Genomic DNA, 26,422 nt, shown 5'->3' with positions numbered 1-26,422 from the left:
TTGAAAGCAGTCAGCCGTAAAAGAGGTGGACTGCCCTCGGTAAACTAGCCAACAACACGAAACAGCATCAGCTGCCAACCTCTCTACACACCACCTACTCGGATTGGCCGACAGAGAATCACGATGCCTTACGCCTGTCTGACAAGGAAAGAATCACCGTATCCTTGATCTGACACTTAGTCGGTCTTCCATCCATGCCCCAGAAATTGGACGACATACGCCCCAAATTGACCGACGCCCCGTCTCCGTCGAACACCTCCAGCACGGCATTCCAAAGGCTGGCCCTGGGAGCTTCTTGGCCCGGATCCAGGCAGAGCAGATGAGTCAACTGAAAGTCATCTTCACTTTCCTTTCCCTGGTAGCCCACCACCAACATCCAGTGGGCGCCACCGCCCTGCCACTGGACGCCCACAATCGGCAGGTCTCCCATTTCAATGCCACCCGCCACAATCTCGAAGACTTGCTTCTTCGTCCCCTCGACATGACAGGCCTGCAAACCAACGCTCTTGTAATGTTCCGTCAGCCATAGCAGGTCGCTACCGTCCGTACCTTCGCCATTCAGTACACCAAACGCATAAAGCGCATCACGAAAGCGCCCATTTCGCGAGCTGCCCTTCCACCTGTGCATGTTCTCCAGAACATCGTCCCGATTCATCAACCCAAGGGTAATCAGCGCAGAAATCATGCAGTAGGGACCACAAGCCCCATCCAGTTCGCCCTGACGCAAATGAATCCGAGCACCACCCTCAGACGAAACCGGTCCTTTTGGCGAAACCTTTAGCAATGGGCTCACGAGCATGGTGTTCATACGAGAGATTCCTTCTCAAGGGTGGCTTCAGAGTTGGAGGCAAAATGCGCCCAGGCCACGCGGTAGTCGGCTTCGCGGTCGGCGAGGGTGAAGGGGGCGGTGTAGCGGATGGTGCGGTTGATTGGGCCGCCGGGTTGAGTGTCGTCCAGGACCATGCGCTCAATGACGGTGCCGTTGGCGAGCTGGGGCTTGCCATCCTTGGGCATGACGTCATCCCAGCCGAGGCGTTCGCTTTCGCGGCGGCCGTCGGGGTGGATCAGGGTGCAGTGCTCGTCCTTTTTGCCGGGCTTGCGTGGCAGGCCGACGCCGACCAGGCCCTTGCTGGCGGTGAAGACAATACGGCCATTGGCTTCGTACCAAGTGTCGCGCTCGTACTGGCGCATCACCGGAAACTGCACGCGGTAGATGGTTAGCAGTTCGTCCAAGGTCAGGCCGAGAGCCTGGGCAGCGAGCACATCGATTTCCACTAGCGCCTGACGGCGGGCATAGTCGCTGCGCAAGGCGCAGTTACGCTGCCAGTCGGGGGTGAGCTGGGCGAAGAACTGCTGCGGCAGGCGCGGGTCATTGCTGGCCCAGCTATCTTGCGGAAATTCGGCCTGCCAGCAATCCTGCCAGAGGTCAGCGTAATGGGTAGTGAGACAGTTGAGAGCCAGTGCTCGCGCCCTTAAACCACTAGACGATAGCAACGGGAAATTGCGAAGAGTGCTCTCGTAGAGGTCGGTCTTACCTGTTGAGCGGAGCAAGAAGTCAATCGGTAACGAATAAGTGCCTGCAGAAAAATCCACTAGGTCGGCACTACGCCGAAACGTCGTCGAAAGCACAGGGTGAATATGCGCACTCCCTGCTGGAGCAATTGTCGAGATAAATGATCTCTCTGCAGAGGGACTGAACATGCGGCGATTGACAAAGCGGTAATACTTTGTCACAGCCCTCGCCTCAGGCTCGTCCTCCTCCACCCAACTCACCCGGGGCACGCGGCGAGCATATTCGATGGCATCGCAAGAGGGCAGGTAGTTGCTACGCGGCAGATAGTCGTTGGGTAGGGTTTCGAGGTCGAGGGAGTCGTAAGCCTTGTGCGTCTCACAGATTGGCTTCGGGGTTTTGCTGAGTGGATTTCCCACATAGAAATGCGGGCCGGACAGGACGAACTCCACGGGGTCACTCACAAAGCCCTGCTCGCCTCGGCTCCGACGGCGGATGGTTCCGTCCTTTTGCGCACCGGTTTCGTGCCACATCTCCAAAGTTAAATAGTTGCCAACCAAATCTCCGAGGCGTCGCGGCACTCGGGCAAATTTCTCAAGCACCGACACCAGTTCGCGACTATGAACCGCCGGCAAACGCGCCTGTAGAGCAGGAGTACCCGGTGCGTCATAAAGCAGAGCAAAAGTTGCCAGCGTGCTTTCTGTCACCTCAACGAGACGGTTGCGATGACCTGCCAGATCCCAGTTCCCTGCGTCCGTCTTGATACCGGGCGTTACACCACCGCCTGTATGCTCCAACGCTGCAAAGGTAGTCTGCGGATGCATGACGTTTGCCATGGTCTTGAAAGCCGGCGCCTGCGATGCGCCGTAGATATTGATGCTGAACTTCACCCGATTACCGATTTCGGCAAACAGCTTCAGCTCATTCTGGAACTGATAGTGCGCGCGGAGCCGCGAGTACATGGCCTCCCGTAGCCCCCCTCCATTGGGATCGTCGTACGGCCCTTCCGGATGCAACAGCGCCTGCACGCCACTGCCCACCTGCCACACCAGCGGCAGGAAGCATTTGAACAGGTTGCTCTGCTGACCCTTGAGCAGCGGGTAGTTCTGAGTGGCATTGAGGAACTGCCCCATGCCCTCGGTGGCCACACATTCGGCCAGGTAATCTGCCTTGGCCTGCGGCAGCGCGGCAAAAACGGCCTCACGCTGCTTGGCAGTGTCTGAAGCACTAAGCTTGCGAATGGCAAAGCGCGGATCGAAGTCCGACAACAGTGACTGCTCGTTCCACTCCACCTTTATCCACGGTGGGTTGCCGAGGATCACATCGAAGCCGCCACGGACCTTAAATACGTCGGCAAACTCCAATGCCCAGTGCATAAAGTGCTGCTGGCTGGCCACCTGGTGGGCCACCTGCAGTTGCGGCAGAGCCTCGACCAGCGCCGCGATATCCACATGGCCGTAGCGGTCGCGCTCGGGAGTGAAGTCCAGCCTTTGCTGGGGCAGGGTCTCCGGGAAGAAGTCGCCAGCCGGTGCGCTGGCCAGACTGGCATTGCCGAGCAGTACGGTTTCCAGCACAAACCACCAGTGCTCGCGACTGGGCAGCTCGCCAGCCTTGTCCAGCGGCCAGAACCACAGGGCACACCAGGCATCCATTACCAGCTTCAAGCGGCGGTAGGGGCTGGCGTTTTTCTGCGCCTCGCTGAGCATTTCGCGCTTGTAGACGTCGTCCTTCTGCGCGGTGCTGGTGGGGGCACGGTTAGCGGCCGGGTCGGGCCAAACGTGCAGCTCATCGCAGGTGGCCTTGCGCACCCTTGAGAGCTCCTCGGCATGTTGTTGCCAGAGCTTTTCCGCAGCTTGGCTCAAGGCCTGCACGCGACGGACTTCATCCTTGGTCAGCGGCGTGGTAAAGGACCTGCGCCATTGCCTGAACTGCTCGAAGGCAGCGGGCTCCAGCGCCCTGACCACCCTGTCGCTAACCATACCCATGCCTTCGGCGGGCAACAGGAAGTGGAAGATATCGGTGCCCTTCAGCGCTTGCGTAAGCGGCAAAGCCTGCGGTGCTGCGGCGCGCCAGTCGCGCTCGGGCAGACCGTTTTCGCCTCTGCCAGGGGTGAGCTGGGCAGTGCTAAACACCTCGCGGCGTGCACCGACCAGCGAGTTGCCGTTGTACAGCTGCAAGCCGAACCAGGGCACATGGCTGCCCTTGAAGATGGCGTTAAGCCAGAGCGACACCTCGGCCAGCTCCACGGCGATGGGGTTCAAGTCCACACCGAAGACATTGCTGTCGGCGATGTACATTTTCACCCGCTGCTTTTCTTCGGTGTACTGCTCGTGGGGGATGCTCTGGCCCAGCTCCTTCTGCTTGGCCTGCAGGTAGGCCTCGGCAAGTTGGTTGACCGCTTCGTTCAAGAACGCCGCACTACCCATGGCCGGCTCGCAAATGGTGAGCTGGAGAATCTCGTCCGCCGTTTTGCCGGGGAGGATTTCCTTCAGCGCATGCTCCACCAGGCATTGAGTGAGCACCTCTGGGGTGTAGTAGGAAGCTGACTTTTCCCGGGCACGACCGGCCAGGCGATAGATAAAGGTGCCCTTGAGGTATTTGCGCGGATTGCCGCCAAACAGGCGCTCGGCATCGGTGTACTGGCCGATGGCGCTGGACGGGACGAAGTAGGCGGCCTCCAGCGGGTCGAGTTCGGCGTCCTTTTTCTTGTCCTGGTCGCTGGCAGTGTCGAGCTCGGCGTCCTCTGCTTCGGCATCACCCTCTTCGCCCTCCTCACCTGTGCTGGCCTTTTTGCCTTTGGGGTCGGGGCGCACTTCGTACAGGTCTTCCTCAGCAAAGAAGCCGCGGAAGGACAGCAGGGATTCATACACGGCACCCAGTTGGTTAATACCCAAGGTGCCGTAGCTGATACGGCCCCGGCGGCGCTTGCCACCACCACGGGACAGCGACATCAGCTCGATCACCTGCTGCAGCACACGGTTACGCAGCTTGACGCTGCCCAGCAGCGGAGTGCGATCGGGGTCGAACAAATGCCCTTGCAGCGGGGCGATGGTAAAACCGGCGTCGAGCAAGAGGTCGTGCCCCGCGGTGAAGTCCATCTGTCCGCTGCTGTTGTCGCGGCGCGGGAAGCCTTGCCAGATCAGGCCGAACAGCTGCTTGAGGCTTTCATGGAAGTAAGTGCCTTCCTGCGCCTCGCTGGTGGTCAACGGGGTTTGCTCCAGCTCGCGCAGGTGCTCGACGCTGTAGCCCTTTAGGTAGGCCTCTGCATCGATGGGCGCGTAGCCCAGCTCGGGGCGTGCTTCGATGTAGAAGAGGAACAGCAGGCGATACATGTAGCGCAGGCTTTCGCGGCTGAGCTGCTCGGCCAGGTCGGTGTCGTTGCGCTCGTAGACCTTTTCCTTGGCCACGGTGCGCTTGTACCAGATGGCCTCGTTGGCGATCAGCTCGATGCATTCGCGCAGGGCGTACTTGAGGTCGGTGGAAACCTCGAAGGCATGTTTGTGGGAGTTGTCGTCCAGGCTATCGAGCAACGCTACGCCGCCCTCGGCGGGCAGCACCGACTGGCTACCGACCAGCGCAGCCAGGGCACGCAGCAGCTTGTCGTCACGCGGACCGAACAGATCGGGCAGCTTGAAACTGAGCAGCGCCTTGCGCCCCCATTTGCTGCGCTCGATCAGCAGCCATTCCTCGTGGTGCACCAGCAGCACCCAACGTGGCGGGTGGTCGTCTGCGAACAGACGGCGACTCAGGGTTTCTTCCCAGTCACCGTCGGCCTGGCGGCTTTTGCCGTGACTGCTGGCCGCCTGCGGTTTGAGCTGCAGCGGCCCCAGCTCCTCATCATCTACCCCAGCGATGGCGGCGGCGATCACCAGCAGTGGCTGGTGCTTGGCGTCACGGTAGGTGGCCAGCACCGGCAGCTCGCCATCGGCCAAGGCGAGGTTTTCCGGCGCCAGCTGGTAGCCGATTGCCTGCAGCAGCGGCTGCACCAAATCGACAAACAGGCTGGCACGCTCGCTGGCCTTGCGCTCGCTGAGGAAGCGCTGACGGGCGCGGAAGTAACCGTTGGCACCCGAAGCCGTGCGCAGACGGGCAACGGGGCTGTCGGCGCCCAGCTCTTTCCACTGGTCGAACAGCGGCTTGAGGTCTTTCTCGAGGATCTCGTCCAGGTAGTGTTGGCTGTAGAACTCGTTGGCGTTGGTCAGGCCGGCAATGGCAAAACTCATGGGGTTTCCTTCCTTACGCCATCAGGGCCGCGACCACAGTGAACTGGGCGCGGTCGTCCAGTTGCAGGGTGTCGCGTATCCATTGCTGGTAGTTGTTGAACAGGTCGGCGGTGTCGCTTTCCTTCTGCTTGCGCTTGGCCGCGTTGACCTGCTCGATGCCCTTGGCGAAATCCAGCTCCAGCTGGGCGGTGTGTTTGTCCTGCAGGGTTTTCAACTTGCTCAACTCGCGGTCCAGCCGTGATCGGCAGTCGGCATCAAAGGCCTGCTTGATCGGTTTGATGTGCTGCTGGGCGGCCTGAATCACTCCAGGCAATGCCGCTTGCAAGGCGCGGACATCCGGTGCGTTGCCATCGTTGGCGCGAATGTTGGCGCCGCTACCGAGGTTGCCGGCGAGACCAGTGCGTTGCAGGGCATCCTCCAGACTGAGCACGCCCTGTACCTGCCCGACGGCATTGAGTTGCACGCCCATCCACTCGGCGAGCACCGCCTGGCCACGCCGGTTGGGCACCTGCGCCAGCACCAGCACAATGGCCTCGCCGGCATTCAGCCCTTGCGCCACGCGCAGCAATGGAGCTCGCTGACGACCGAACAGGGCCATCAGCTTGTAGTCGAGCCACTGGGCAATCGGGTGCAGCGCCCAGAGGTAGTGCAACTGCGGCCAGGCGTTGGTGTCGCGGGCCTGGCGGATGGCGGACTCGACCACGGTTTTGTCGGCGCTCAAGGCGAAGGTGTTGTCCTCCGGCCACATCTCGCTGGCCAGATCGCGCTTGAGCAGCTGCGCCAGGTCACGACTGGGCTGGAAGCTCAGGGTCTTGTTTGAGTCGTCGAATTTGACCGGCGGATAGTCGCGCGGCGATTGTTCGGCCAGCAGACGCAGCGCATCGCGCAGGTACTGATAGCTGTTGCCGAACAGGCTGGTGAGTTCCTGTGTCTGCGCGCTTTGTGGCTGTGCGGTATAGACGGCGGGTGTTTCCGATGCGCTGGCACTGGCCCAGAGCACCTCGAACGGATCGACATCATCGCCCGCCAACAACTCCTGGAAGGCTTCCAGGCTGGCGTTGCTTTCGATGGCCTTGGCCACTTCGAGCTCTTCCAACTCCTCGTCGTACAGCCCCATGAAGGCCGAGGGGTCGCCGATGTTCTTGGCGGCCTGCTCGTCCTTGTCGATGAGGATTTCCAGGTAACGCAGGTCACCGCGAATGCGCTCGTGGCGCGGCTCGGTGAGCAGGTAGGCGATCTTCGGGGCGCGGGTCTGGCCATAGCGGTCGACCCGGCCATTGCGTTGCTGGAACACCATCAGCGACCAGGGAATATCGAAGTGTATAAGCCGGTGCGCCTGGTAGTGCAGGTTGAGACCTTCGGAGGCAACGTCCGAGGCGATCAGCAGGCGCAGCGGCGAGTGAGTCTTGCCGAAGTCCTCAACGGTTTGCTGGATCTCCTGATCCGGCAACTGGCCGTGCAGGATGGCAACTGCTTCGTCCTTCAGCCCCAGCGCCTTGGGCAGTTCCTGCTGGAGGAATTTGAGGGTCTCGACCCGCTCGGTGAAAATCACCAGGCGGTCACTGGGGTTGCTGCTGTCCCAGCGCCAGTGCTGGCCATTGCGCAATTGCTCGATCAGATACTGGAACTTGCTGAACTGCTGCGGGCCGATGGCCTGCACCAAGCCTTGCAGGTCGCGCAGCCCTTCGAGGTCCGTATGCTGCGGATCTTTATTCTCCAGTTTGCGGATTCGCTCCCTGAGGGTCTGCAAGCAAGCGGCCGGCGAGGAGAACAGAGCCTTCTCCAAGACGGTGCGGAACAGCATGGCACCGTCGCGAGCGCCCGAGCCTTCACTATTCAGCTTGAGTTCGGCCAGAGCATCGAAGGCCAGGTTCTCCGCCGGACTAGCTTCGGCGGCCAGGCGGAAGACTTCACGCTCGGGGAAGTCCTGCTTCATCTGCTCGCGCACGTCTTTCTTGAAGCGGCGGATGAACAGGTGCTCGACGTCATCACGGGTGTAGTCCGCACCGGACGGCAGTACCGTGGGGTCGAGCATGCGCATCAGGCTGGCGAAACTGTCCTTCTTACCGTTGTGCGGAGTAGCGGTGAGCAGGATCAGAGCATCGGAGCGCTGCGAGAGCAGTTCGGCCAGACGGTTGCTCTGGGTACGGTTGCCCTTGTAGGAGACGTTGTGGGCCTCGTCGATGATGATCAGGTCCCACCAGGCCTTTTCCAGGTAGTGGCGGTACTCGCTGTCACGCTTGAGGGTATCGACCGAGATGATGGTCCGGTCGTAGTAGTTGAACGGGTTGTGATTGGCAGGAATGTCGCGGCGAATTCGCTGAATGCCAGCCGAATCCAGGCGGGTAAGCGGGATGGTAAAGCGGTTCCAGAACTCCTGTTGGAATTGGCGCATCATGCTCTTGGTGGTGACCACCAGAATGCGCCGAGCCTTGCCGCGGCGCATCAGCTCGGCAGTGAGGATGCCGGCTTCGAGGGTTTTACCCAAACCAACGGTATCGGCAATCAACAGGCGTGGGCGCAGCTGCTCCAGTACTCGCTGTGCCGGTTGGAGCTGGAACGGCAGCGCATCCATCACCGCGTGCTGGCCAATCACCGCGGCACCGCTCTGCAATGCCGACTGGCGCAGCCGCGCCTCAATAAACAGGCGCGAGGCGGTGAAGGTGGGCGACTCGTCGTAGATCAGCTCGGTCTTGGCCGGGTCGATCAGGGTGATGCCTTCCAGCTCGGTGAGGAACAGCGCATGACGGTTGCGCACGGTTTCCGACACACCGATACAGGAGAGCTGCCAGCCGCCGAGGTTGCATTGGTCGGCGTTCTGGATGATCCACTCTTCATCGCGGATCAGCGCACGGGCGCCGGGGGCTGGGGCTTGGGTCAATTGCATGCTGCACCCTTGTCTGATTTCGTTATTCGACGACTATGGCTAAGGCTGCCGCCAGGTCATGCCTGGCCGACAAACCAAATTTGATGGAGAAAAAGAAAGCGCTGCCTGCTCATTGCTCATCCTTGATAGCCTTTTAGTGGCCCACTGCGGAGGTCGTCACGTTAGCTACGCGCTCCCGCTCGGTAAAGCAGGGTATCGCGAAATTTTCCTCTTCCAGCAGACACTTTCAGCGACTCATCAGATCGGAGCGAACTACACTCCGGCCTTCTTTGGCCTTGGGCCCACTTCCCTACCCAACTCCTTTCGAGCACAACGGCAAGATATGTCGTCCGATTGGACACTCCAATATTGGGCGTCCATACAGGTCAACTTACAGCGCAGGTCTTCAGAGCAAGGCAGGCGATAGGGTCCACTGAAAGCTGAGCGCGGCTGCTCGTATGTAAACTTTCAGTACAAGTGAATTCACCCCATCATCATGTCGGCCACGGATTCACCGACCTGCTCCTCCCTCGGAGCCAATGCAACTGACCAATGCCCTCCCGGCTCCTGTATAGACACGAGCAGGTCGTAGGTTTTGATCATGTCGAGCAAGCCGGAGTGGCCGTACGTCTTGGGTGAAAACGCAGGGTCCGTGCGCTTGAGGTATTGCCCCAATGCACCCAATGCCACCTTTCCTTCACTGGTGTCGCTGGCAAGTAACGATACTGCCTCGACTACGAAACGAGGTCTGCGCTTCACTGGTGACTTCGGCGGGTCCTGCCTTGCTGGCTCGGGCTTCACGCAGGTCCCCGACCTGGTGACAGCTCTTCCTGCTGCAACAGTGGAGGAATCCGCCGCCGCAGGACGAATCCACTCAAAAAACTGGTCGCTTGCGTTGCGCAAAGCATCAGGCGTCTTGGGCTCACCAACAATACAGACCGTTGCGCCACGCTCGCGTAGCTTCCGACAAAGGTAGGCAAAATCGGAGTCGCTGGTGACGAGGCAGAAGGTGTCCGCCCGTCGATCGAATAGCGCTTCCAATGCATCAAGCGCTAGCGCGATATCGGCAGTGTTCTTACCAGCGGCGTATTGGTACTGCAGGCAAGGCGTAAACGCCTGGCGCACGAGTGCGTCCTGCCAGCGACTTCCCAGCGTTGCGGGGTTGCCGTAGCCACGGCGGAGAACGACGCGACCAAATTGCGCTACTACTCGTAGTGCATGTTCGAGAACTTCAGGGGAAACGTTATCGCAGTCGACCAATACGGCAACGCGAGTGTCGCTAATGGATTGGTGCTGGCTCATCCTTGCATCCTTGAACACTTCACGCCCAAAGCAGGGGACGAGTGTACTGGCTTGTGAATCTAGATCATGTCGAGATTAAGAAACGCCGCTTAGGAGCAGCGAAGAAACGGCTCATTCAATAGGTTTGCTCCATGCGACGGAGTTCCGTGAACCCTTGATGCGCAATGGATTACTCCTTCTGCTCGATCAACTCCGTCGCCAAGGCAATTGCTCGCACGCGCTCCAAGGCCAGCGATGTCGGAAGCTTTCCGGCATTGACCAAGTCCACCATTCGCCTCGCTGCGTCTTGCTCCAATACACCTGCGGCCAAGGTTAGGGCTATCAGTTGACTCAGCTCGACTTTCTCATCTAGCGGTGCACACACGGTCTCCAGCTCCATGAGGCGTTGGGTCTGCCGCTCGATGAATGCCTTGCGCAGCCGGTCCTGCTCGCTTCCGGAGCGAACCAACTTCGCGATTCCGTAGCCGGCCGCGCCCATCACGGCGGCCGAGCCGATCACCCACCCCACAGGTGTCGTGGTGACGAAGACGCCACCCAGCATGCTGGCCAGTGTCGTTGAACCAAGCAACGTGGTAGCTCCCGCCGCACTTGCAATGGAACCCGCAGCTGCCACACCAGCCGCTGCGCCTCCAGCTGCAGCTAGGTGTTCACCTGCCAGCCCGAGCCTGTCCCGCCCATGCATTTTTTCGATAGCCTGCTTGATCGCCGCCTCGTCCGGTGCGTCAGCATCCGGTTTGGCTTCTGAAAATACAGTTCCTCTCAGTAGCGCTTGCGCCTTCTGCCTTGCCTCGATGATCGCTTTTTGGCTGGTCGTGCCAGCTTCCCTCAAGCGTCTCCCCACCTGCTGAATCTCTTCACTTTCCAGGGATTGCTTGGTTTTTTCGACTGCACTGGCACAACCCTCAGCAACCGAGGCCGCTGCCTTTGTTGTCAATGCCGAGGTGGTCTCCGCCGTTTTTTCTAGGAGCAACTTCGCTCTTGGCAACTCCGCCACCAGGCGCTCTTGAGTAATCTGACGCGCCTTTTTGATGCGGTCGAGGTACGAGTCGTTCGTCATGCTCACGGCCTCAACCAACGAGGAAGTAGTCTTTGACCGACAGGAAGATCTCCTGGATCAGCTCGAAGAACTTCTTGGCCAGGTGGGCTACCGCGACATAGGGGTCGGATGGGATTCCCCCCGCATCAATAGTGGCGCCAACCGCTGCCCCATACGTCATGGAAAGCACGGTAGAAAGCGGCGCCAGCATTGCCCCAAGGAAAGGGATACCCGCAATCAGCGCACCCACCGCAGCACCAAGCGCGATTCCGATGGTGAGATTGGGATTAGCCTTCAAGAACTCGAAAATCTTCACCACGACAATTTTGCCGATAGCCACAACCTCTCCGGCGATCGTCCTGGTCATTCCCCACACGCTTTCGAGACGGGTCATTATCTCGGGCGGAATTCCGCAGTTAAGCCCGATCACCAGCACATCATCCAATTGTTCTCGACTGACTTCTGCATTCAGCAGCGTCAGCTCAAACATGCCCCGCTCCTTGGTCAGTTCCGCCATCGTCTGTTCCTATTTATTTTTTGTGTATGAGGTCAGTCAAAGCCCCATGGAATGAATCATCTCGCTTTCGCTGACCGCTTCAGGTGTCACCACAGCATCCTTGAGCATCAACTTGCCCCGTAACAGGCGATCAAGGTGCACATCAAACGAATCGAACTGCGGGTGCGTAACTGCGGGCAGGTGAATGAATACATCCTTCTGCTGCCCGATCCGATAGACCCGGTCAGAGGCCTGCGCCTCTTTAGCCGGATTCCAATGGCGCTCCAGATGCACCACATGGTTGGCGCCCACAACGGTCAACCCGACCCCAGCGGCCACTGGCGACATGATCAGCAGATTGAAGCCTGATCGTGCCTCAAAAGCCGCAATCAGCTTTTTACGAGTCATATCTTCGGCCTTAGTGGCCACAGCCTTGGTGTCACCGTTGATGATGGCCACATCCAAGCCATAGATCTGATCGAGCCACAGCTTCAGAACACGCTGCAGGCGTTTGGTCATCATGAACAGGATGACCTTCTCGCCCTTGCCACGAATCGTATCCAACTGACCCAACATCACAGCCAGCTTTCCTGACTCCATCATCAACTGACGGGCATGCTGAGCATCTCTGCTATAGAGCGATGCCTCATCATCGAGACGGGGGTGTAGAGAGATCGAGCGCAATTGCGTCAAAGCGGCCAAAGCCGTTCCGCGCATGTCTTCGGCACTGGCACGACGGGCACGATAATCGTTGAGTACCTCGTCGTAGGTCTGCAATTGCAGGCCCCGCATAGCGGTACCCAGCTCTGGAGCAAAGTGCTGAAGCCCTCGATTCACCTGCTCCACACCACTGCGGATGGTCTTGCTCGGCAAACCCTTAAGCTGATCTTCTTTCACGCGGCGCAGCATGAAAGTACCCACCGCCTTGCGGAGCTGCTCGCCCAGGCGCGAACGAACCTCATCGCGCTCATGCTCCTCAGCCGCAAGAATGGGCTTGATCCAGGTATCCCGATACGTCTCCCAACTGCCCAGCAGCCCCGGCTGAGCAGTATCCATCAGGCACCAGAAGTCACCCAGACTGTTTTCCACCGGCGTACCCGTGGCCAACAATTTGAAGTCAGCCTTGAGGCCTTTGGCTGCTCGCGTCTGGAGCGCGTTGGGGTTTTTGATGTTCTGTGCCTCATCAAAGATCACCATCCCCCAGTCGATTCGGCACAGAGAAAACTGGTAGTCGCGCAAGGTCTGGTAAGTGGTCAGAACCAGACGTCGATCCATATCGAGACGATGGACACCCGCTTCAGGCCCGATAGTCAGTGCATAGCGGATGCTCTGCTCATCCATCATGCCGTTTTCATCGGCAAGCGAAGTCAGCTGTACCGATTCACGCTCGGCGCCTTGAACCCGGAAGCGGCCCAGATCACGCCCCGATTGCAGCACCACGACATCACGGAATGGAATGCTATTGAAGGTCTTGCCCACTTCGTCCTCCCAGTTCTCAAGCAAACTGAGCGGTGCGACAACCAGTATCGGCTTCTGAGGTTTGTCTGCCGAGCGCTGTCCTGCTAGGTACTCGCCTACGGTGACCAGCGACATGTAGGTCTTGCCCAATCCCATGTCATCGGCCAGAAGACTCCCTTGCAAGCGATAGAGGTCACCATGATCATCCTGCAAGGCCACCCTCAGCAACTTGAGCATCCACTCGATCCCCTCCCGCTGGTGCGGAAATGGCTGCCTGGCATAGGCGGCCCAGTCAGGTGCCTGAGGCAATGCCGCCCGGTTCGCCTTCTGCAACAAGGCCACGTTGATCTCGTCAGCATCCTTCAGGATGACGCCGACCTTCTCCTTGGGCTCTTCGAAACCTGTTTCGTCCGGCGTACCTGGCTCAACCGCCGCCGAATTCTCCAGGTTTTTACGCACCTGGTTGAGTTGCTGATCTACGTGTGAGGCATCCGCAATATCGATGACCTCCCCTGCGAAACTTAGACTCGAGGCCCCGTGTTCTTTGGCGGCCCGCAGCACTTCCTCAAAGCGCTGCAGCTCCTCCGGGGACTGGATCAGCTTGCTGATGATCTCCGGCGGTGCCGGTCGCTTATCCAGGGCGAACCAGTCGTTCTTGTTGGCATCCAGGCTGCCAAAGTCCATGTGCTGCAACTTACCGATGCCTGCCACCCGCACGGAAAAGCCCACATCGAGATTGACCAGCGCAGCGTCCAGGAAAGCACTTGGCGAGGCAATGAACTCGGCCACACGCTCCGCAGGGATACGTTTGTTGCCCAGCACCTCGCGAATTCCCGCCATTCTGGCCTGATCCAACAGGACTACCCTGTTGTCGATTCGCATGACGCCACCGTCGCCATTCAGCTCCAGCTGCGCCCAGCGCTTTTCCAGTTGATCAGGCGTGGAGCCATCACCCAAGCTGGGGCAAAGCATCAGACTGCCATCAGGTAAACGCGTAGCCGTCACGCCTACTTTGTCCGGCACCACCACATCCAACCGTTCAAAATGGCTCAGATCGATTCGCATGCCGCTGCGCGCCGCAGTCTGAAGCTCTGCCATCAGTCTAAGATTAGCGGCCTCACCACGCAGCTTTGGCGCCATTGACTCATGCCGTTCCCAGGCCATCATCCCCATCAACTCGGCCGGCGTGAGCCAATAGCACTCGGTACTGGTGAGATAGAGATAAGGGCCCTTGCGGTTGAACGCCGCCACTCCCTCCGACATCTCGGCAGTGATACCTACCCGAAAGCTGCTGTTGCCAGTGCGCCCGCTGATGGAAGTCAGAAAGCGGCCAGGGAAGCGTCTGGGCAACCGCAGAATTTCGGCCTGCTCGAGATCCATACCGGCGACGTCTTCAGCACCGATATGAAAGCCATTGGCGGTCGGCTCCGCGATCCCCTGCTCAGCCAGCATGTTCAATGCGATCAGCTGGATCTTCTGCAGGGCGTTGCCCTTCCCCTCATGCAACGCCTTGAAGCTTTGCACGGGCAAGTAGAAGTTCACCCCGTTGGAGTCTGGTGTAGCCAGGAAACCATCGAGAGCACTGAGGGCTACGTCGCGCTCGCCGATGAATGACTTGAGAAAATCCAGTAGGAGGAGCATGAGAGCGACTCACTGTTGTTGGTCGTAGACCTCAAGGTCTTTTTGTGCAGTCTTCGTCAGGTGCCATCCGAAGTTTGAATCCTGGACACACATCCCTTTGAGAGGCCCATAGAGGATCTGATTGATTTCCCGTGCCTCGACCTCCAGAACGTTTGCGGCATAGCGAACCTTATCGCCCGGGTTATCGGCAAAGTAGCGCAGGACCTTCAGAGCGGAAGGCTTGAGACTGGCAATTCGCTTGATACCGTCACTAACGGTCGAAGCCTCATTCCGTGGCGACTGATTAATCGTCGCAGGCGTTGCTGTGGAGGCAGCCAAAACCTTGTCGCCAACCGGACTATCGACCGATTCAGCTCTTTCCGATACAGGTTCAGCTGGGACAGATCGTGGTGCTCTTGAGTCCCGATCTCCACGCGCAACAGTCGAACTGGAGAAGGCAGTCTGCACAGCCCTCGGACTCACTGGGGAAGGCACCACTGTGCGCTTGGCCTTGACCACAGGAATACCGAACCTGCGCAACTGTAACTGATAGTCCTCCCGGCTCAGCAGTTGCTCGACATCCACCTCAATGCCGTTATCAGCCAGGAAGGCGAATACTTTGTTCTGCCAGGTGTACGGCGTATGCACAAAAGCATCGTAAGGCAGCCCCGGATACAGCTTCTCGTAAGTCGCCGGAATCGTGTTGATCAGGTCGAAGTGACTGAAGTTGTTGCGCTCATAGGTGCGCAGCGACTCGCCCGGCGCCGCCAGATAAACCCAGATTTTGAAGCTGTGGGAGCCCTCCACCAGGTGAAAGTCGCCGCAATCGAGGTAGATGACGGCCTTGTCGCTCATCTGTCCGTCCATGCTGGCGAAGCTGGTCTTCACCTCCGTACCGAGAATGCGCTTCACCGAATGCTTGGCCCGCGCCCCCAGCAACAGTCGGGTATTGCGGATCAGCTTCAGTTTGAACAAGCCCTCCAGGAACCGCTTGCGCGCAGGGAACATGCGCTGGAGATCGTCATTTCGAGACTCAATGCCGTACTGTTCAACCGCCTGTAGGAACAACCGCAAATCTTCCTTGGACAGCCAGCCACGCACCTTGCTGATGCGCTCCTCGCCCAGCGGCTTCCACCATTCGCGGAAGTTCTGCGCTGAGCTGGCGATGCGCGGATCGCCAGCCAGACTGAGAATGAAGTCTTGCCAGACATTGCCGGGTTCGTCCCCTGCGCGGTCGATCATGATCTCCAGTGCGACATGACCGATGCGCTTATCGCCCTCATAGGGAGCCTTGCTCACCGAGGGCTTGAGCAGTTCGTCGAGCACCTCATCCCATTCCCCGGGCTGCAGTTGGCGTAGCACTTCGAGATAGAAGTGAGCGCGACAAATATCGCCATAGCGCCCAACATCGAACCCACTCAAACCAAAGGCTTCGAAGGTCTTGGCCAGTTCACTACCCTGCTCACGCACTGTCTTCGCCAGGATCAGAGGGCCATCCAGCGTCAGTAGCCACTCCCCTTCCCGGTTCAGGGCTGCGAGCGGGTCGGTGCCGAGTGCCTGGCGTCGCGCCGGCAAACGCTGGAGCTGGTCCAACAGATGCAGTTCCAGTCGACCACGTAAGCTGCTCTCCACCTGTTTGTCGCGCTCGTCCAGGCGATCGAAATGGCGGAAGTACAGTTGAATCAGCTGGATCATCGTCAGTCGGCTAAGGCGCGGCTGCTGGTGTTCGATCAGCGCATCGAGCATTCGCTCATTGAACAGCCGGGAGCCGATAACCTCGTCATGCAGCCACAGCCAAGTCAGCGCCCTCGCGCCAAGCCGGCGCCCAAGCAACTCCTTGAGCCCGTCGAAACGCCCGCTGCTGGCCATGTCGCGAAATCGCGCGAGCATTCGTTCGAACGCATCACTACCACCCACCTTGGCCTTCATGCGGTTGGCCTTTTCCACCAGTCGCACCCAACCCTCGATGACCGCAGGCGACCAATCACCAGGGCGGTTATCGATTGGCGGCAGATTCATTGGCCGGAATTCCCAAGCAAGGTCTTCACCGCCTCATAGTCAGCGCTCTGTGGCCGACGGATAGTGAATCGGATGTCGATGCGACGATTCAGCCGATAGTCTTCTTCACCGTCCTGCTGTTTGCTCACGGGGCGAGTCTCGGCATAGCCGCTGACAGAGAACAGCGGTTCGCCATCCTGGTTACTCAATCGGTTTAGGCGCTCTGCCTCGGGCATCTCATTGCTCCAGAACTGCCAGAGCGAGATAGCGCGAAATGTCGAAAGCCCCCAGTTGCCCTTCCCCATAAAGCCAGGAAACGGGCGGTTGTCCGTATGGCCTTCGATAAAGATGGTATCGAGGTAGTTGACTCGGTCGTCCCGGCTGATCACCTGGTTGATGACCTCACCGATCTCCAGTGCTGTCTGCTGGTAACGCGGCTGGATCTCGAAAGCGCCGGTATCAAAGCCAAGTAACTCGTTGGGAATGCGCAGCACCGTATGATTTTCGCTGACCTCCACCTTGATGCCACGCTGCCGCAACTTCTCGACTGCCTCATCGAGAATCTGTTGCCGTACCGTTTCTGCCTTTTTCAGTTGCTCAACCTGCTGATCGAAGTCCGCACTCTTCTCCATCAACTGAAGAATCAGGACAACCGAAGCGAGGATAAAGAGCACCAGCAGCGCCGACATGATGTCCACGAAGGACTTCCAGTACGGATCCTCATCCTCCATCGGAGCGTCATGGGATTTACGCCAGCGCATCAACGGGCCTCCAGTTCATCGACCACATTGCTGATTGCCTGCACTGCCGCATGCATCTGGTTGGCGAAGCTCATGGTCTCTTTGTTCCACTGGTCCATGCGCTCATGCACTTGATCGCGCACCTCACTAGAGTAGGTACGCAGCCACTGCTCGGCTTGCTGCTCGACGCCTTGCACTTGGCTACGCAGGGCCTCACCCAGGGCGGTGAACTCGCTACGCACGCCTGCGAGGAACTCCTGCTGGTGACTCCTCATCTCGCCAAACCCGTTGCGTGCCTCACTGGCGGCCTGTTCGAAGCGCTGTGCGCCATCCAACAGAGCACCTTGAAGTTGCGCCAAGGCAGAGGCCTGGCTGTGCAATTGGCTAGCCAGCTGAGCATTCTGCTCACCTGCGGACTCGATGCGCTGCGTCACGCTCTCCAGACGCTGACCGAGCAATTCGGCCGCCTGGCGAACGTTGGTCGAGAGCAGGCCGAGTTGGTTGGCGCTGCTGTCCATATGTCGGCTGCTGGCGGCGGCCGCGTCGCTGGCTTGCTGCAGGCGGCCCATCAGTTGCTGATGCTGCTCAGCCATCTGCCGGCTCTGTTGCTGAGTCGTCTGCACAGCCGTGGCAATGCCTTCCAGAAGCACCTGCTGCTGCGCGGCCATGTTCTCCAGTTGCTCATTGAAGCGTTGTTGCCGCGACTGCTCGCGCTGCTCCGCTTGCTGACCATGACCCGCCATCTGCTCATTGAAGCTGCCCAGCAACTTGCCGACCGACTCCTCCAAGGCCCTCTGCTGCGCGGCGGCAGCTTCGGCGATGGCACCAATCTGCTGCTGGCTGGCCTGCCCAAGGCTGCCGATCAATTGCTGCTGCTGGGCCAGCGCGGCGGCCTGTTGTTGCTCGTGGCGCTGGGCGCGTTCTTGCTCCCGCGTTTCTGCCGCCCCCATCTGCGAATCCAGCTGGGAGTTCAGCGTCATCATCAATCGGGAGAACACTTTCTCCAGATTGCCGTGTCGTTCATTGCCGGCCTCCGCCATGGCCTGCAGCTGCTCACGGCTGGCACTGGCGAACTTCTCCAGCATCGCGGACTGACTCGCGCCAGCCTCGGCCAGCGTGCGCTCGAACATCGCCTGGCGCTCCTCATCCCGTCTTTGTGCGGAGCTAAGCTGTGTATCCAGTTGGCCAGTCAATCCGCTCATTAGCTCGCCGAATCGCGTCTCCAGCTGCTGCTGACGCTGATCTGACGAAGTAGAAAGTCGCTCCATCTGGGCCTGAAACTCGCCGCTCTGCTGGCGGGCAGCCTCCTGTTGACGCCCCTGTTGATCACTCAGGGTATGGAACAGCTGATTAAGCCGCTCCGTCATGCCGCCCACGGCGGCGTTCACATCTGCGGCGGCCTGTTGCATCAGATTGCCTTGCTCGCGCCCTGCCGAGGTCAGGCCCTGCGTGAAGTTGCTCACCAGTTGTTCCAGCACCTGGGTGGATTGCTGACCGGCGGTGCTGACAAGCGTCTGAATGGCAGGTGCCATGATGTTGTTCAACGCATCGGTGAGTGCTGTCTGCATCGCCTCGTTCATGCCCACGAGACTTTCCTGCAGGCGCTCGCCGATACGTTCGTGCAACTCCTGCAGGGCCACTTTGCTCTCGCGACTGTAGTCGGCGATGTGCACCAGCGACTGCTCGGCGGGGATCAGCGGATACAGCGCATCGATCCGGTGCTGCAGATCCTGTATGCGCCCTAACGCCCAGCGCTCGGTGATCTTCTCGATCAGGTTCAGTAGCAGGCTGAATCCCACACCCCATACCGACGCCATGAAAGCAACTGCTGCACCCTGGATCATCACGGAGATGCCTGCCCGCAACTGATCGACACCCGCGCTACTCTCCAGCTTCAAATTCTGCAGGCCTATGGTCAGGCCCACGAACGTCGCCAGCACGCCCAGGCCTACCAGCAAACCAGGCAGAGAACCGAAGAAGCGGCTTCCGCTCAGGCCAGGCGCAAGCGTTCGCGCGTTGAAAAAATGCTCGGCATCTAGGGTATTGAACAGCTTCTTGTGATCACTGGAGCTGACCAAGCTGTCGTCGAACTCATGCCATAGCGCACCGATTAGTTTGACCTTGAGCCCGAGTGCTTTCTGCAATGTCTCTCGACGATTCACCGCCAAGTTTTCACGGCTCTGCCCGGCGATCAGGCTGTTCAGCGCTCGCATGCGCGCCTTGAAGCTCCGCCCGCTGACTATCAACGAGATTACCGAGTAGGTGAAAAGGGCTGCCATGATCAGCCAGAACACGACACCCAGGGCTTCGGTACTGCCCCCCTTCAGCAAGGAAAAGTTGGGCAACAAGTGATTCAGAAATTCCATGACGTAGGTCCGATGGGATCAGCGCAAAGGTTTAAGCCACGGCCTGCTCGACGAGCACGCTGGCCAGCTGTTGATTGAGTTGGCAGGCGCGGGGCAGGCAGTTTTTTGGCGATGGCTGGCGAGATGAATTTGCTGCAGGTGTCTCGTTCCGAGAGCGACTTCTTGTCCATGTTCAATTCCTAAGCAGCATGAAAAGCCATGCCAGCCCATGCGGGCGATTCGGGCTATGGCTAGACAGCAGCAAGGAATGGACACGCGTCTCGGATCGCTCGGAAACGCTGATGAGGGGCCATCCCTGAGGTACTGCGGCCTGCCATGATTAGACTGCGATCACAATATCCACCAGCTTTTCATGGGTAAAGATCGGAAACCATTGAGATGGAACTTTTTGTGCAAATGATTGTTTGCCGATCAAAAACTCAAGCGACTCGTGACTCGCGATGTCGCCAATCAACTCGCCTGTAATGGCGGCTCCCTGGCTTGTTGGCGCAAAACACTGCTTGGCGATGCCCCACAGTGATGACCTGGTCGTCCTTTACTACCACGTAGCTGACTGCAACGCTGCACGGCATGTGCGCTGAGTTCCATTGCCCTGCTCCTCTGCCGATGTCGGTCCGCGGCCCGTCAGGCTGGTCATCCATGACCGGCGGGCTCCACTCTTGCCCATATCCGGCGGGCACATCTGCAAGATATGTCGCCTTATTGGACACACCAATATTGGGCGCTCATACAGGTCAACTTTTCAGGCGGGTCTGGGTGATGACCCCGGGCAAAGCCCCCCCGACAAGTCTTCACCGACATATGCGTCGCCCGATGTCGAATCACACCTGAGAGGATATGTCGCTCTAATGGACACACCAATAATGGGCGTTCATACAGGTCAAGTTTTCGAGCAGGTTACTTGCAATGAACGGCGGAAACGCCCGTCGTACGAGCCCTAGGCCCTAACACGTGTCAAGCTTAGGTACAGGCTCAGTCGATACTGGCCAACCAGGGATCAACGATGCGCTTGCGCTCTTCTGCCCCCAATGCAGCCACTCCATTCTTGACTAACGCCTTCTTGTCACCTGTGTGCGGATTGCTGACGTAAGTGCTGATGTTCGGCAAAGCGTCCGGATTGGCGCTCCAGCGCAGGTTGAAGGCAGCGAGCTTGGGGAACCAGAACTGGCTGGCATAGGGCAGGTTGTCGTGAATCCACCATGCCAACGGGGTCCAGTCATCGGTCTGGTCATACCAGGGCAGCAATGCCGGCACTACGATGCAGGCCGTGGCGCCGAGGTAACCTTCTGCATCAGGGTAATCCCAGATGTGCGAGGCGTAGTTCTTCTCGTTGGCGGCGCAGCTGTACTGGTTGTTGTTCTCGGCTCCCTTGGCATTCACCGCTGGCGAACGGTAGGCCGAGCGAATAACGATCCGGCCGAAACGGTCTTGCAAGGGCTCCAGCAATTGTTCACAGAGCTGTTTTCCCGCCTCGATGGCGCGATTCGGAAAGTCTGGAATATTGGGGATGCCTTCTATCTGGCTGATTTCCGAATAGAGGAAGTCGCGCATGTAAAAGTGGGTGGACAACTTTACACGCCCTAAATCTTCCAAAGTCTTGACGGTGGTGGGCTTGTTCATTGGGCACTCCTCTCGGCAAATCCGCTGGAATAAAAGATCAGTCCACCACCGGATAACAGGCATCACCCCAAAGAGTATCCGGGTTGTCCAGCATCAGTTGGATGATCAGGGGGACCAGCTTACCTAGCAGGCTGCAGCAATCACGCAGTTGATCGCGGTTGACGCTACCGTTCCACGTGGCGCCGCCGTGGATGAGTTGGTTGCGCAGGGTATAGATGCGATTAAACAGTACCCCCAACACCGCTGGCGTGTTGCGACTGGCAAGCGCTTGCTGAGCAGAACGCTTACCGTTACTGAAGCGCTCTTTCCACTCTGCCTCGCTGATCTTGCCGTTTTGATGGTCCCAGAAGCTTTGGAAGACAAAGGGGTTATCCAGCAAGACACGGATGCTTCCGGAGAACTCAGACCAGACAAGCCTCTCGATGCTGCGCGAAACGTCGAGCGAACAGAGCTTTTCCAGAAAGGCTTTGAAGGTTTCCTGCTCGGAGAGTCGACGTTGTTCGTCGATATCCGTGGCATAGGCAGCGTTAAAAGCAATCCACAGGAAGATGAAACGGCCATCGGCATCATCGGCCTGCTCGGCGCGGTTCAGCCAACTGAGGGCACGGTGAATACGCAGGCTGAGGTTGGGGTGCTGTTGGTCTCGCTCCAGGCGATGACGCTCCTTCAAGGCTTGGTACTGCATGCAACGACTCCTTGTGGCAATGGCACAACGATAGCAGCCCTGCTCAAGCGCTGGAACCGCGACGACGTGCTATAGCGCCACCAGGCATGATAGTCACGGCAGCGAATGCCGCGGATGTCACCAAACTGCTGCATGGCGCAGAGAAGGTAGTGTGCGCCGATGCAAGATATACCGAGGCCGAGAAGCGCGAAGAACATGCGGGGCTCCAGGTCATCAGGCAGATCGCACAGCACTTACAAGAAGCACGGCAAGCGCAGTACCTTGTACAAAGCAGTCCGCAAGATCGAGAAAGCCCAGGCTCAAGTGAGGGCGAAGTATCAGATGCAGCCTGTGACAACCGTGGCGAGCTGCCTCGCCAAAAGCGGCCGTGTTGTGAAGCTACGTTAACTCGATAGGCCGCCTGCGCGGCCCTGTTATCGTTGGCAGCTACTCCGCTATCTCCTCTTCTTTCAAACTCAGGCGGAAAGTGTCGCGTGCGGTTTTTCCGACGTAGGTGGTGAGCGCGTAATTCGCCGTTCCGCCGATGATGACTCCGATCCCTAACGGGATCACTTTCGCTACGGCCTTCTGAGTGAACGAAATGCCAATCTTCGCGAACAACTCCTTAATGACCTGAAGCGTCGGGCCCTTCAAATACTGGTGCACCATACGCACACCGGCCTTGCTGGCTATTCTGGTGGCGCCAGAAGAGCCCATCTGCTCCAAGGAGCCGTACAGCGCAATGATGTACGACATGTGCTTGGCATCTTCGTTGGACATCTTGCCGTTAATGGCTACCGCAAGGCACATGGTCATGTCGATCTGCAGCTTCATACATACCGAGATATCCGCCAGCCCCCCTCCCACAGCACTCACCGCGGTACCTACACCAGGAATGACCCCCGGAAGAGCCGTGGCTGCACCAGACGTCGCGGCCAACTTTGAATAACGGCTGATGATTTTGTCGACAACGGCGTCCTGAATCTTTTCGTCCGTTGCGGAGGGCGACGAGCTACGAGCCTGACTTTCGTATTGAGCAACCAATTCGCGAGCGTCCTGTGGACTAATGGCGATGGCCTCTACCATCTTCATCAATGAAGAGCTGCTTTCGTCTTTTTCTGTGCTCATACCAAATTCCGTTCAATGGTTTGTTTATCAGTTGCCTACTTGAGGCTGAGCGCTCTAAGCGAACGGGCCTTTCACCTTGCCGGCGGATAACCAGTTGTGCGGCAGTAGCTCAGCCAAAGCACAGGCCTTCTACGTCAGTAGTCGTGTCAGCACATCCTTGAGATAGGCATACGGATCATGCCCATTCACTTTCGCCGACGCGATCGATCAAGCTAAGGCTGTAATCCGGGGCTTTCGCCGTGGCTGAGCCGTTGGGCACCCAATTACGCTGGGCCAGCATCCAGACATGCAGCGCGTCAAGGATCGGTGAGGCCTGTCCTGAAATTGGGGTTCTGCTGGTCTCCCTCCTGACAATGGTGATTCTTCAAGTCTTGGTACTGCATGCACTACCTCCCTGTGACAATGGCACAACGATAGCAGCCCTGCTCAAACGCTGGAACTGCAACGATGAGCTGTAGCGTCACCAGGCATAAACGTGGCTACTGCGGAGTGAAGTGGCGGACCGATTATCTAGGTACTACTCAACGAACCGCTCCGCACCACTGCTTCACCCCGTCACTGATAAATCCACTGTCGGAGCTCTTCCAGGTTCGCTACCACGATCTGCTGTGCAGCGGCCTTAGCCTGGATCTTGTTCGGGTCAATCTGATAGCGCTGCAGCACGTATTGCACCAGGGCACCGCGGCTGGGGATTAGCAGTTGCTCCTGCTGCATGCCGTAGTCCTGCGCGACGATAGCCTTCTGCTCCGGTTTCAGGCGTGGGTCGGGCTCAATGATCACAGTCACTTCAGAGGACCAACCTGTGTCCTCTTCTCGTCCGTGTTCGGAGACATCCAGTACATCCGGCTCACCACGGAAACGGCTGAGGACAAAGTCGCGGTAGTCTCGGTTCTTCTCGCAGAAGGCTCGGACATGCCAGCGCATGCCGGTGTAGATGAGTGTGTGGGGGGCGATGAGTCGTGCCTCCGGTACTGGATTGGCTAGCGAGACATACTCGCATTCCAGACGCAGCCCTTCACGGCAAGCCCTTACCAAGGGGCGCAACACCTCCGGCTGCACGGAACGATCCGGCACCTTCAGCACTTCGGTATGCGCATAAGCTAGGGCCAGCCCCTCGATGTGTGGTGCCCGCTCCTTGTTCTGGCTCAACAGATGCAGGTAGGCACTGGCACTGTTATCGATGAACTTTGGTGAGAACTTCAGACTGGGGACATAGCCCTTCAGGTGCTTGTCATATGTCAGGTTTTTAGGCGCATGCTCGGCGATGTAGGTGTTGATGTCCTTCGATGCCTGCTGCCGACTGATGCCGAAGCTCTGCATCAGATGCCCCGTGGTTAGCCGGCCTTCCCACCAGGCCACGGTTTCGATCAGGCAATAACGCAGCGCCAGATCCCAGCGGACAGATTCGATCGACTGCTTCCGTTTCATTGAGCCCTCCCCTGCTCGAAAACTTTACCTGTACAGGTAAACACCATAGATATGTCGCTCAAAGCTACATAACCTGACTCCATCATTCAACAGATTCAGCAGCGAGCTGACACAAATGGGACTGAGTGCAGGTATCTGGATTGCGCTGATACCGGTTGCCTTGGTGGAGAAGTCGGCGTGGGGCGCGTGGAAACTTGCACAGCCAACGCAGCTCCGTCAGGAACTTAAAGCACAGCTCGAAGCAGTGCTCGGTGCGACAGTGCCTAACGCGCCTACACCCAGCAGTTGCCGCGCCAGCTGGAACTTTTTCGGCGCGGCTGAAGAGATCTAAGGAGCGGAATATGAATCGTCTGGACAGGATCAAGGGCTGCCTGCTGGGTGGAGCCGTCGGAGATGCCTTGGGGGCTCCGGTGGAGTTTCTCGATTGGGCGACCATTGAGCGGAAGTTTGGCTCGTCAGGCATCCGGGATTTCGGTCAGGCCTATGGCATCACAGGAGCGATTACCGATGACACACAGATGATGCTGTTCACGGCAGAAGGACTGTTGCGCGCCCATGTCAGACAGGCATCGCGTGGTCTCTGCCATCCGCCATCGGTGATCCACCACGCGCTATTGCGCTGGTACCTCACTCAGGGCGGAGAACCAGCCACCGAGGTGGCGAAAGACGGATGGTTGATTCAGGAGCGGGCGCTCTGGTCTCATCGAGCCCCCGGTATGACGTGTCTATCGGCACTGCGTGCATGCAAGTCATTCGGTGAGCAAGCACGTAACGACAGCAAGGGCTGTGGTGGTGTCATGAGGGTAGCGCCCCATGCCTTCTTCCCTGAACCCTTCGAGCTGGCGGCTGAGTCTGCTCATCTCACCCACGGGCACCCGACCGGGTATCTGGCAGCCGGCATGTTTGCTGACATTCTCGCTCGCCTCCTGGTGCCCTCCTGCTCGCTGGAGGAGGCGATCCAGGAAAGCCTCCGGCTGTACGGACATCGCGAAGGCATGAGCGAGACACGCGAGTTCATCGAACTGGTGTTGGGGCTTTATCAGAAGGGAATCCGGCCAACCCCCAAGGTCATTGCATTGCTAGGCGGCGGATGGACAGCCGAGGAAGCACTAGCCATCGGACTGTGGTGTGCCTTGATGGCCGACGGCTTCGAGCAGGGCGTGACCTGGGCCGTCAATCACAGTGGTGACAGCGACAGCACGGGAATGATCGCCGGACATCTGCTCGGCATCCAACTCGGCCACGCCAGCATTCCCGAGCGTTGGCTCGCATCGCTGGAGTTGCGCGAGGTGATCGAACAGGTCGCCGTCGATATCGATGAGGTGCCGCGCGTTTATGGCGGTGAGTACGGTGAGTACGGTGAGTACGGTGAGTACGGTGAGTACGGTGAGTACGGTGAGGATCGCATCCACGCCGAGCAGATATGTCGACGATATCCGGGATGGTGATTTGGGTGTCGCCAATTTGCCCGATCGCTCGCCAGGATGACACGCAATAAACCTAGCGCCAGCGACAAACGCTATCGCGTGGCGCGCCTAGCTTGATGAACAACAAGGATTGAAGGTGCCCCTATGCCTATACCACCGCCGCCGCTCACTTTTATCTGTCCACATTGTTCGTGGCAAAGAACGACCCTACCGAAAAGCGATGTGTTCGCGATTGGACTCGATTACTACATCCAATGTCCGAAATGCGGTCACGAACCAGTGACGCAGCGCAGGGCAACCACGATCGATGTGATGAAGGCTCGGCTCGAACATTTGCTTCGGCTTGATCGACGTTAAAAATTTCTGAACGCGGAGCACAGGCACATGAAAAATATTTTTGCGGTTATCGGCTTCATTGTTGTCGCCAAGAAAGGCTACGAGCTGTATCGCGAGTACAGAGAGATGAAGCACGAGCGGGAGGAGCGGGAGGAGCGGGCAGCGAATCGGGAACGCCAGCCAGAGTAGCGCTCGCGGCCTAAT

At 58.6% G+C, this 26,422-nt stretch carries 16 protein-coding genes and 2 pseudogenes; 3 read left to right on the top strand and 15 right to left on the bottom strand.

Translation table 11 applies throughout. From position 1 onward, the window contains the following. Positions 1 to 118: 118 nt before the first annotated feature. From JHD77_RS15590 to JHD77_RS15535, 12 genes are all read right to left on the bottom strand, one after another. On the bottom strand, positions 119 to 808 hold the full coding sequence (locus tag JHD77_RS15590; RefSeq protein ID WP_191519305.1) for a hypothetical protein: 690 nt from the start codon (positions 806 to 808) through the stop codon (positions 119 to 121). Further along, positions 805 to 5,733, bottom strand: a complete 4,929-nt coding sequence (locus tag JHD77_RS15585; RefSeq protein ID WP_191519306.1) for a class I SAM-dependent DNA methyltransferase — start codon at positions 5,731 to 5,733, stop codon at positions 805 to 807. Before JHD77_RS15585 ends, JHD77_RS15590 begins: the two co-directional genes overlap by 4 nt. Before the next feature lie 13 nt (positions 5,734 to 5,746). Continuing rightward, positions 5,747 to 8,620, bottom strand: coding sequence for a DEAD/DEAH box helicase (locus JHD77_RS15580; protein ID WP_191519307.1), 2,874 nt, complete (start codon positions 8,618 to 8,620; stop codon positions 5,747 to 5,749). 462 nt (positions 8,621 to 9,082) lie between these two features. Beyond that, on the bottom strand, positions 9,083 to 9,901 hold the full coding sequence (locus tag JHD77_RS15575) for an NYN domain-containing protein (RefSeq protein WP_191519308.1): 819 nt from the start codon (positions 9,899 to 9,901) through the stop codon (positions 9,083 to 9,085). Positions 9,902 to 10,070: 169 nt separating this feature from the next. Next, a complete protein-coding gene (locus JHD77_RS15570) occupies positions 10,071 to 10,958 on the bottom strand; it encodes a hypothetical protein (RefSeq protein ID WP_191519309.1) in 888 nt (295 codons plus the stop codon). 10 nt (positions 10,959 to 10,968) lie between these two features. Continuing rightward, positions 10,969 to 11,454 (bottom strand): hypothetical protein, encoded by a 486-nt coding sequence (locus tag JHD77_RS15565; protein WP_191519310.1) that lies wholly within the window; start codon positions 11,452 to 11,454, stop codon positions 10,969 to 10,971. A 36-nt stretch (positions 11,455 to 11,490) separates the two neighbouring features. Then, positions 11,491 to 14,532 (bottom strand): DEAD/DEAH box helicase, encoded by a 3,042-nt coding sequence (locus JHD77_RS15560; RefSeq protein ID WP_191519311.1) that lies wholly within the window; start codon positions 14,530 to 14,532, stop codon positions 11,491 to 11,493. 9 nt (positions 14,533 to 14,541) lie between these two features. Beyond that, positions 14,542 to 16,530 (bottom strand): EH signature domain-containing protein, encoded by a 1,989-nt coding sequence (locus tag JHD77_RS15555; protein ID WP_191519312.1) that lies wholly within the window; start codon positions 16,528 to 16,530, stop codon positions 14,542 to 14,544. Further along, a complete protein-coding gene (locus tag JHD77_RS15550) occupies positions 16,527 to 17,270 on the bottom strand; it encodes an OmpA/MotB family protein (protein ID WP_191519313.1) in 744 nt (247 codons plus the stop codon). Before JHD77_RS15550 ends, JHD77_RS15555 begins: the two co-directional genes overlap by 4 nt. Further along, positions 17,270 to 19,615, bottom strand: coding sequence for an anti-phage ZorAB system protein ZorA (zorA, locus tag JHD77_RS15545; RefSeq protein WP_191519314.1), 2,346 nt, complete (start codon positions 19,613 to 19,615; stop codon positions 17,270 to 17,272). The genes JHD77_RS15550 and zorA overlap by 1 nt, the downstream gene beginning before the upstream one ends. A gap of 972 nt (positions 19,616 to 20,587) precedes the next feature. Beyond that, on the bottom strand, positions 20,588 to 21,235 hold the full coding sequence (locus tag JHD77_RS15540) for a peptidase M15 (protein ID WP_191519315.1): 648 nt from the start codon (positions 21,233 to 21,235) through the stop codon (positions 20,588 to 20,590). A gap of 37 nt (positions 21,236 to 21,272) precedes the next feature. After that, on the bottom strand, positions 21,273 to 21,920 hold the full coding sequence (locus JHD77_RS15535) for a HEPN domain-containing protein (RefSeq protein WP_191519316.1): 648 nt from the start codon (positions 21,918 to 21,920) through the stop codon (positions 21,273 to 21,275). Between the two features lie 86 nt (positions 21,921 to 22,006). Here JHD77_RS15535 and JHD77_RS15530 point away from each other — a divergent pair. Beyond that, positions 22,007 to 22,241: pseudogene (locus JHD77_RS15530) on the top strand (IS5/IS1182 family transposase); the annotation flags it as partial. A gap of 105 nt (positions 22,242 to 22,346) precedes the next feature. Here the strand turns inward: JHD77_RS15530 and JHD77_RS15525 are convergent. The 3 genes and pseudogenes from JHD77_RS15525 to JHD77_RS15515 all read right to left on the bottom strand — a co-directional run bounded on the left by JHD77_RS15525 (position 22,347) and on the right by JHD77_RS15515 (position 24,455). Further along, entirely contained in the window at positions 22,347 to 23,027 is a 681-nt protein-coding gene (locus JHD77_RS15525) for an EcsC family protein (protein WP_126525753.1), read from the bottom strand. A gap of 129 nt (positions 23,028 to 23,156) precedes the next feature. Then, a pseudogene (locus JHD77_RS32375) lies at positions 23,157 to 23,343 on the bottom strand (transposase domain-containing protein); the annotation flags it as partial. A 239-nt stretch (positions 23,344 to 23,582) separates the two neighbouring features. Further along, a complete protein-coding gene (locus tag JHD77_RS15515; protein WP_191519317.1) occupies positions 23,583 to 24,455 on the bottom strand; it encodes a helix-turn-helix transcriptional regulator in 873 nt (290 codons plus the stop codon). Positions 24,456 to 24,796: 341 nt separating this feature from the next. Between JHD77_RS15515 and JHD77_RS15510 the strand changes: the two genes are divergently transcribed. Next, complete coding sequence (locus tag JHD77_RS15510) at positions 24,797 to 25,903, top strand: ADP-ribosylglycohydrolase family protein (RefSeq protein WP_191519318.1); 1,107 nt, start codon at positions 24,797 to 24,799, stop codon at positions 25,901 to 25,903. A gap of 363 nt (positions 25,904 to 26,266) precedes the next feature. Beyond that, positions 26,267 to 26,407: a hypothetical protein gene (locus JHD77_RS15505; RefSeq protein ID WP_191519319.1), complete on the top strand. Its 141-nt coding sequence runs from the start codon at positions 26,267 to 26,269 to the stop codon at positions 26,405 to 26,407. Positions 26,408 to 26,422 lie beyond the last annotated feature (15 nt).

Origin of the sequence: Pseudomonas sp. P20 (assembly GCF_016463925.1) — a bacterium.
Classification (GTDB): Bacteria; Pseudomonadota; Gammaproteobacteria; order Pseudomonadales; family Pseudomonadaceae; genus Pseudomonas; species Pseudomonas aeruginosa.
The sequence above is the reverse complement of the archived record's forward strand: the minus strand, read 5'-3'. Positions and strand labels throughout refer to the sequence as shown.

What these genes read in the sequence shown, in the direction of transcription:
- JHD77_RS15590 (WP_191519305.1), bottom strand. Translation starts at nt 808, where the DNA reads ATGAACACCATGCTCGTGAGCCCATTGCTAAAGGTTTCGCCAAAAGGA.
- JHD77_RS15585 (WP_191519306.1), bottom strand. Translation starts at nt 5,733, where the DNA reads ATGAGTTTTGCCATTGCCGGCCTGACCAACGCCAACGAGTTCTACAGC.
- JHD77_RS15580 (WP_191519307.1), bottom strand. Translation starts at nt 8,620, where the DNA reads ATGCAATTGACCCAAGCCCCAGCCCCCGGCGCCCGTGCGCTGATCCGC.
- JHD77_RS15575 (WP_191519308.1), bottom strand. Translation starts at nt 9,901, where the DNA reads ATGAGCCAGCACCAATCCATTAGCGACACTCGCGTTGCCGTATTGGTC.
- JHD77_RS15570 (WP_191519309.1), bottom strand. Translation starts at nt 10,958, where the DNA reads ATGACGAACGACTCGTACCTCGACCGCATCAAAAAGGCGCGTCAGATT.
- JHD77_RS15565 (WP_191519310.1), bottom strand. Translation starts at nt 11,454, where the DNA reads ATGGCGGAACTGACCAAGGAGCGGGGCATGTTTGAGCTGACGCTGCTG.
- JHD77_RS15560 (WP_191519311.1), bottom strand. Translation starts at nt 14,532, where the DNA reads ATGCTCCTCCTACTGGATTTTCTCAAGTCATTCATCGGCGAGCGCGAC.
- JHD77_RS15555 (WP_191519312.1), bottom strand. Translation starts at nt 16,530, where the DNA reads ATGAATCTGCCGCCAATCGATAACCGCCCTGGTGATTGGTCGCCTGCG.
- JHD77_RS15550 (WP_191519313.1), bottom strand. Translation starts at nt 17,270, where the DNA reads ATGCGCTGGCGTAAATCCCATGACGCTCCGATGGAGGATGAGGATCCG.
- zorA (WP_191519314.1), bottom strand. Translation starts at nt 19,615, where the DNA reads ATGGAATTTCTGAATCACTTGTTGCCCAACTTTTCCTTGCTGAAGGGG.
- JHD77_RS15540 (WP_191519315.1), bottom strand. Translation starts at nt 21,235, where the DNA reads ATGAACAAGCCCACCACCGTCAAGACTTTGGAAGATTTAGGGCGTGTA.
- JHD77_RS15535 (WP_191519316.1), bottom strand. Translation starts at nt 21,920, where the DNA reads ATGCAGTACCAAGCCTTGAAGGAGCGTCATCGCCTGGAGCGAGACCAA.
- JHD77_RS15525 (WP_126525753.1), bottom strand. Translation starts at nt 23,027, where the DNA reads ATGAGCACAGAAAAAGACGAAAGCAGCTCTTCATTGATGAAGATGGTA.
- JHD77_RS15515 (WP_191519317.1), bottom strand. Translation starts at nt 24,455, where the DNA reads ATGAAACGGAAGCAGTCGATCGAATCTGTCCGCTGGGATCTGGCGCTG.
- JHD77_RS15510 (WP_191519318.1), top strand. Translation starts at nt 24,797, where the DNA reads ATGAATCGTCTGGACAGGATCAAGGGCTGCCTGCTGGGTGGAGCCGTC.
- JHD77_RS15505 (WP_191519319.1), top strand. Translation starts at nt 26,267, where the DNA reads ATGAAAAATATTTTTGCGGTTATCGGCTTCATTGTTGTCGCCAAGAAA.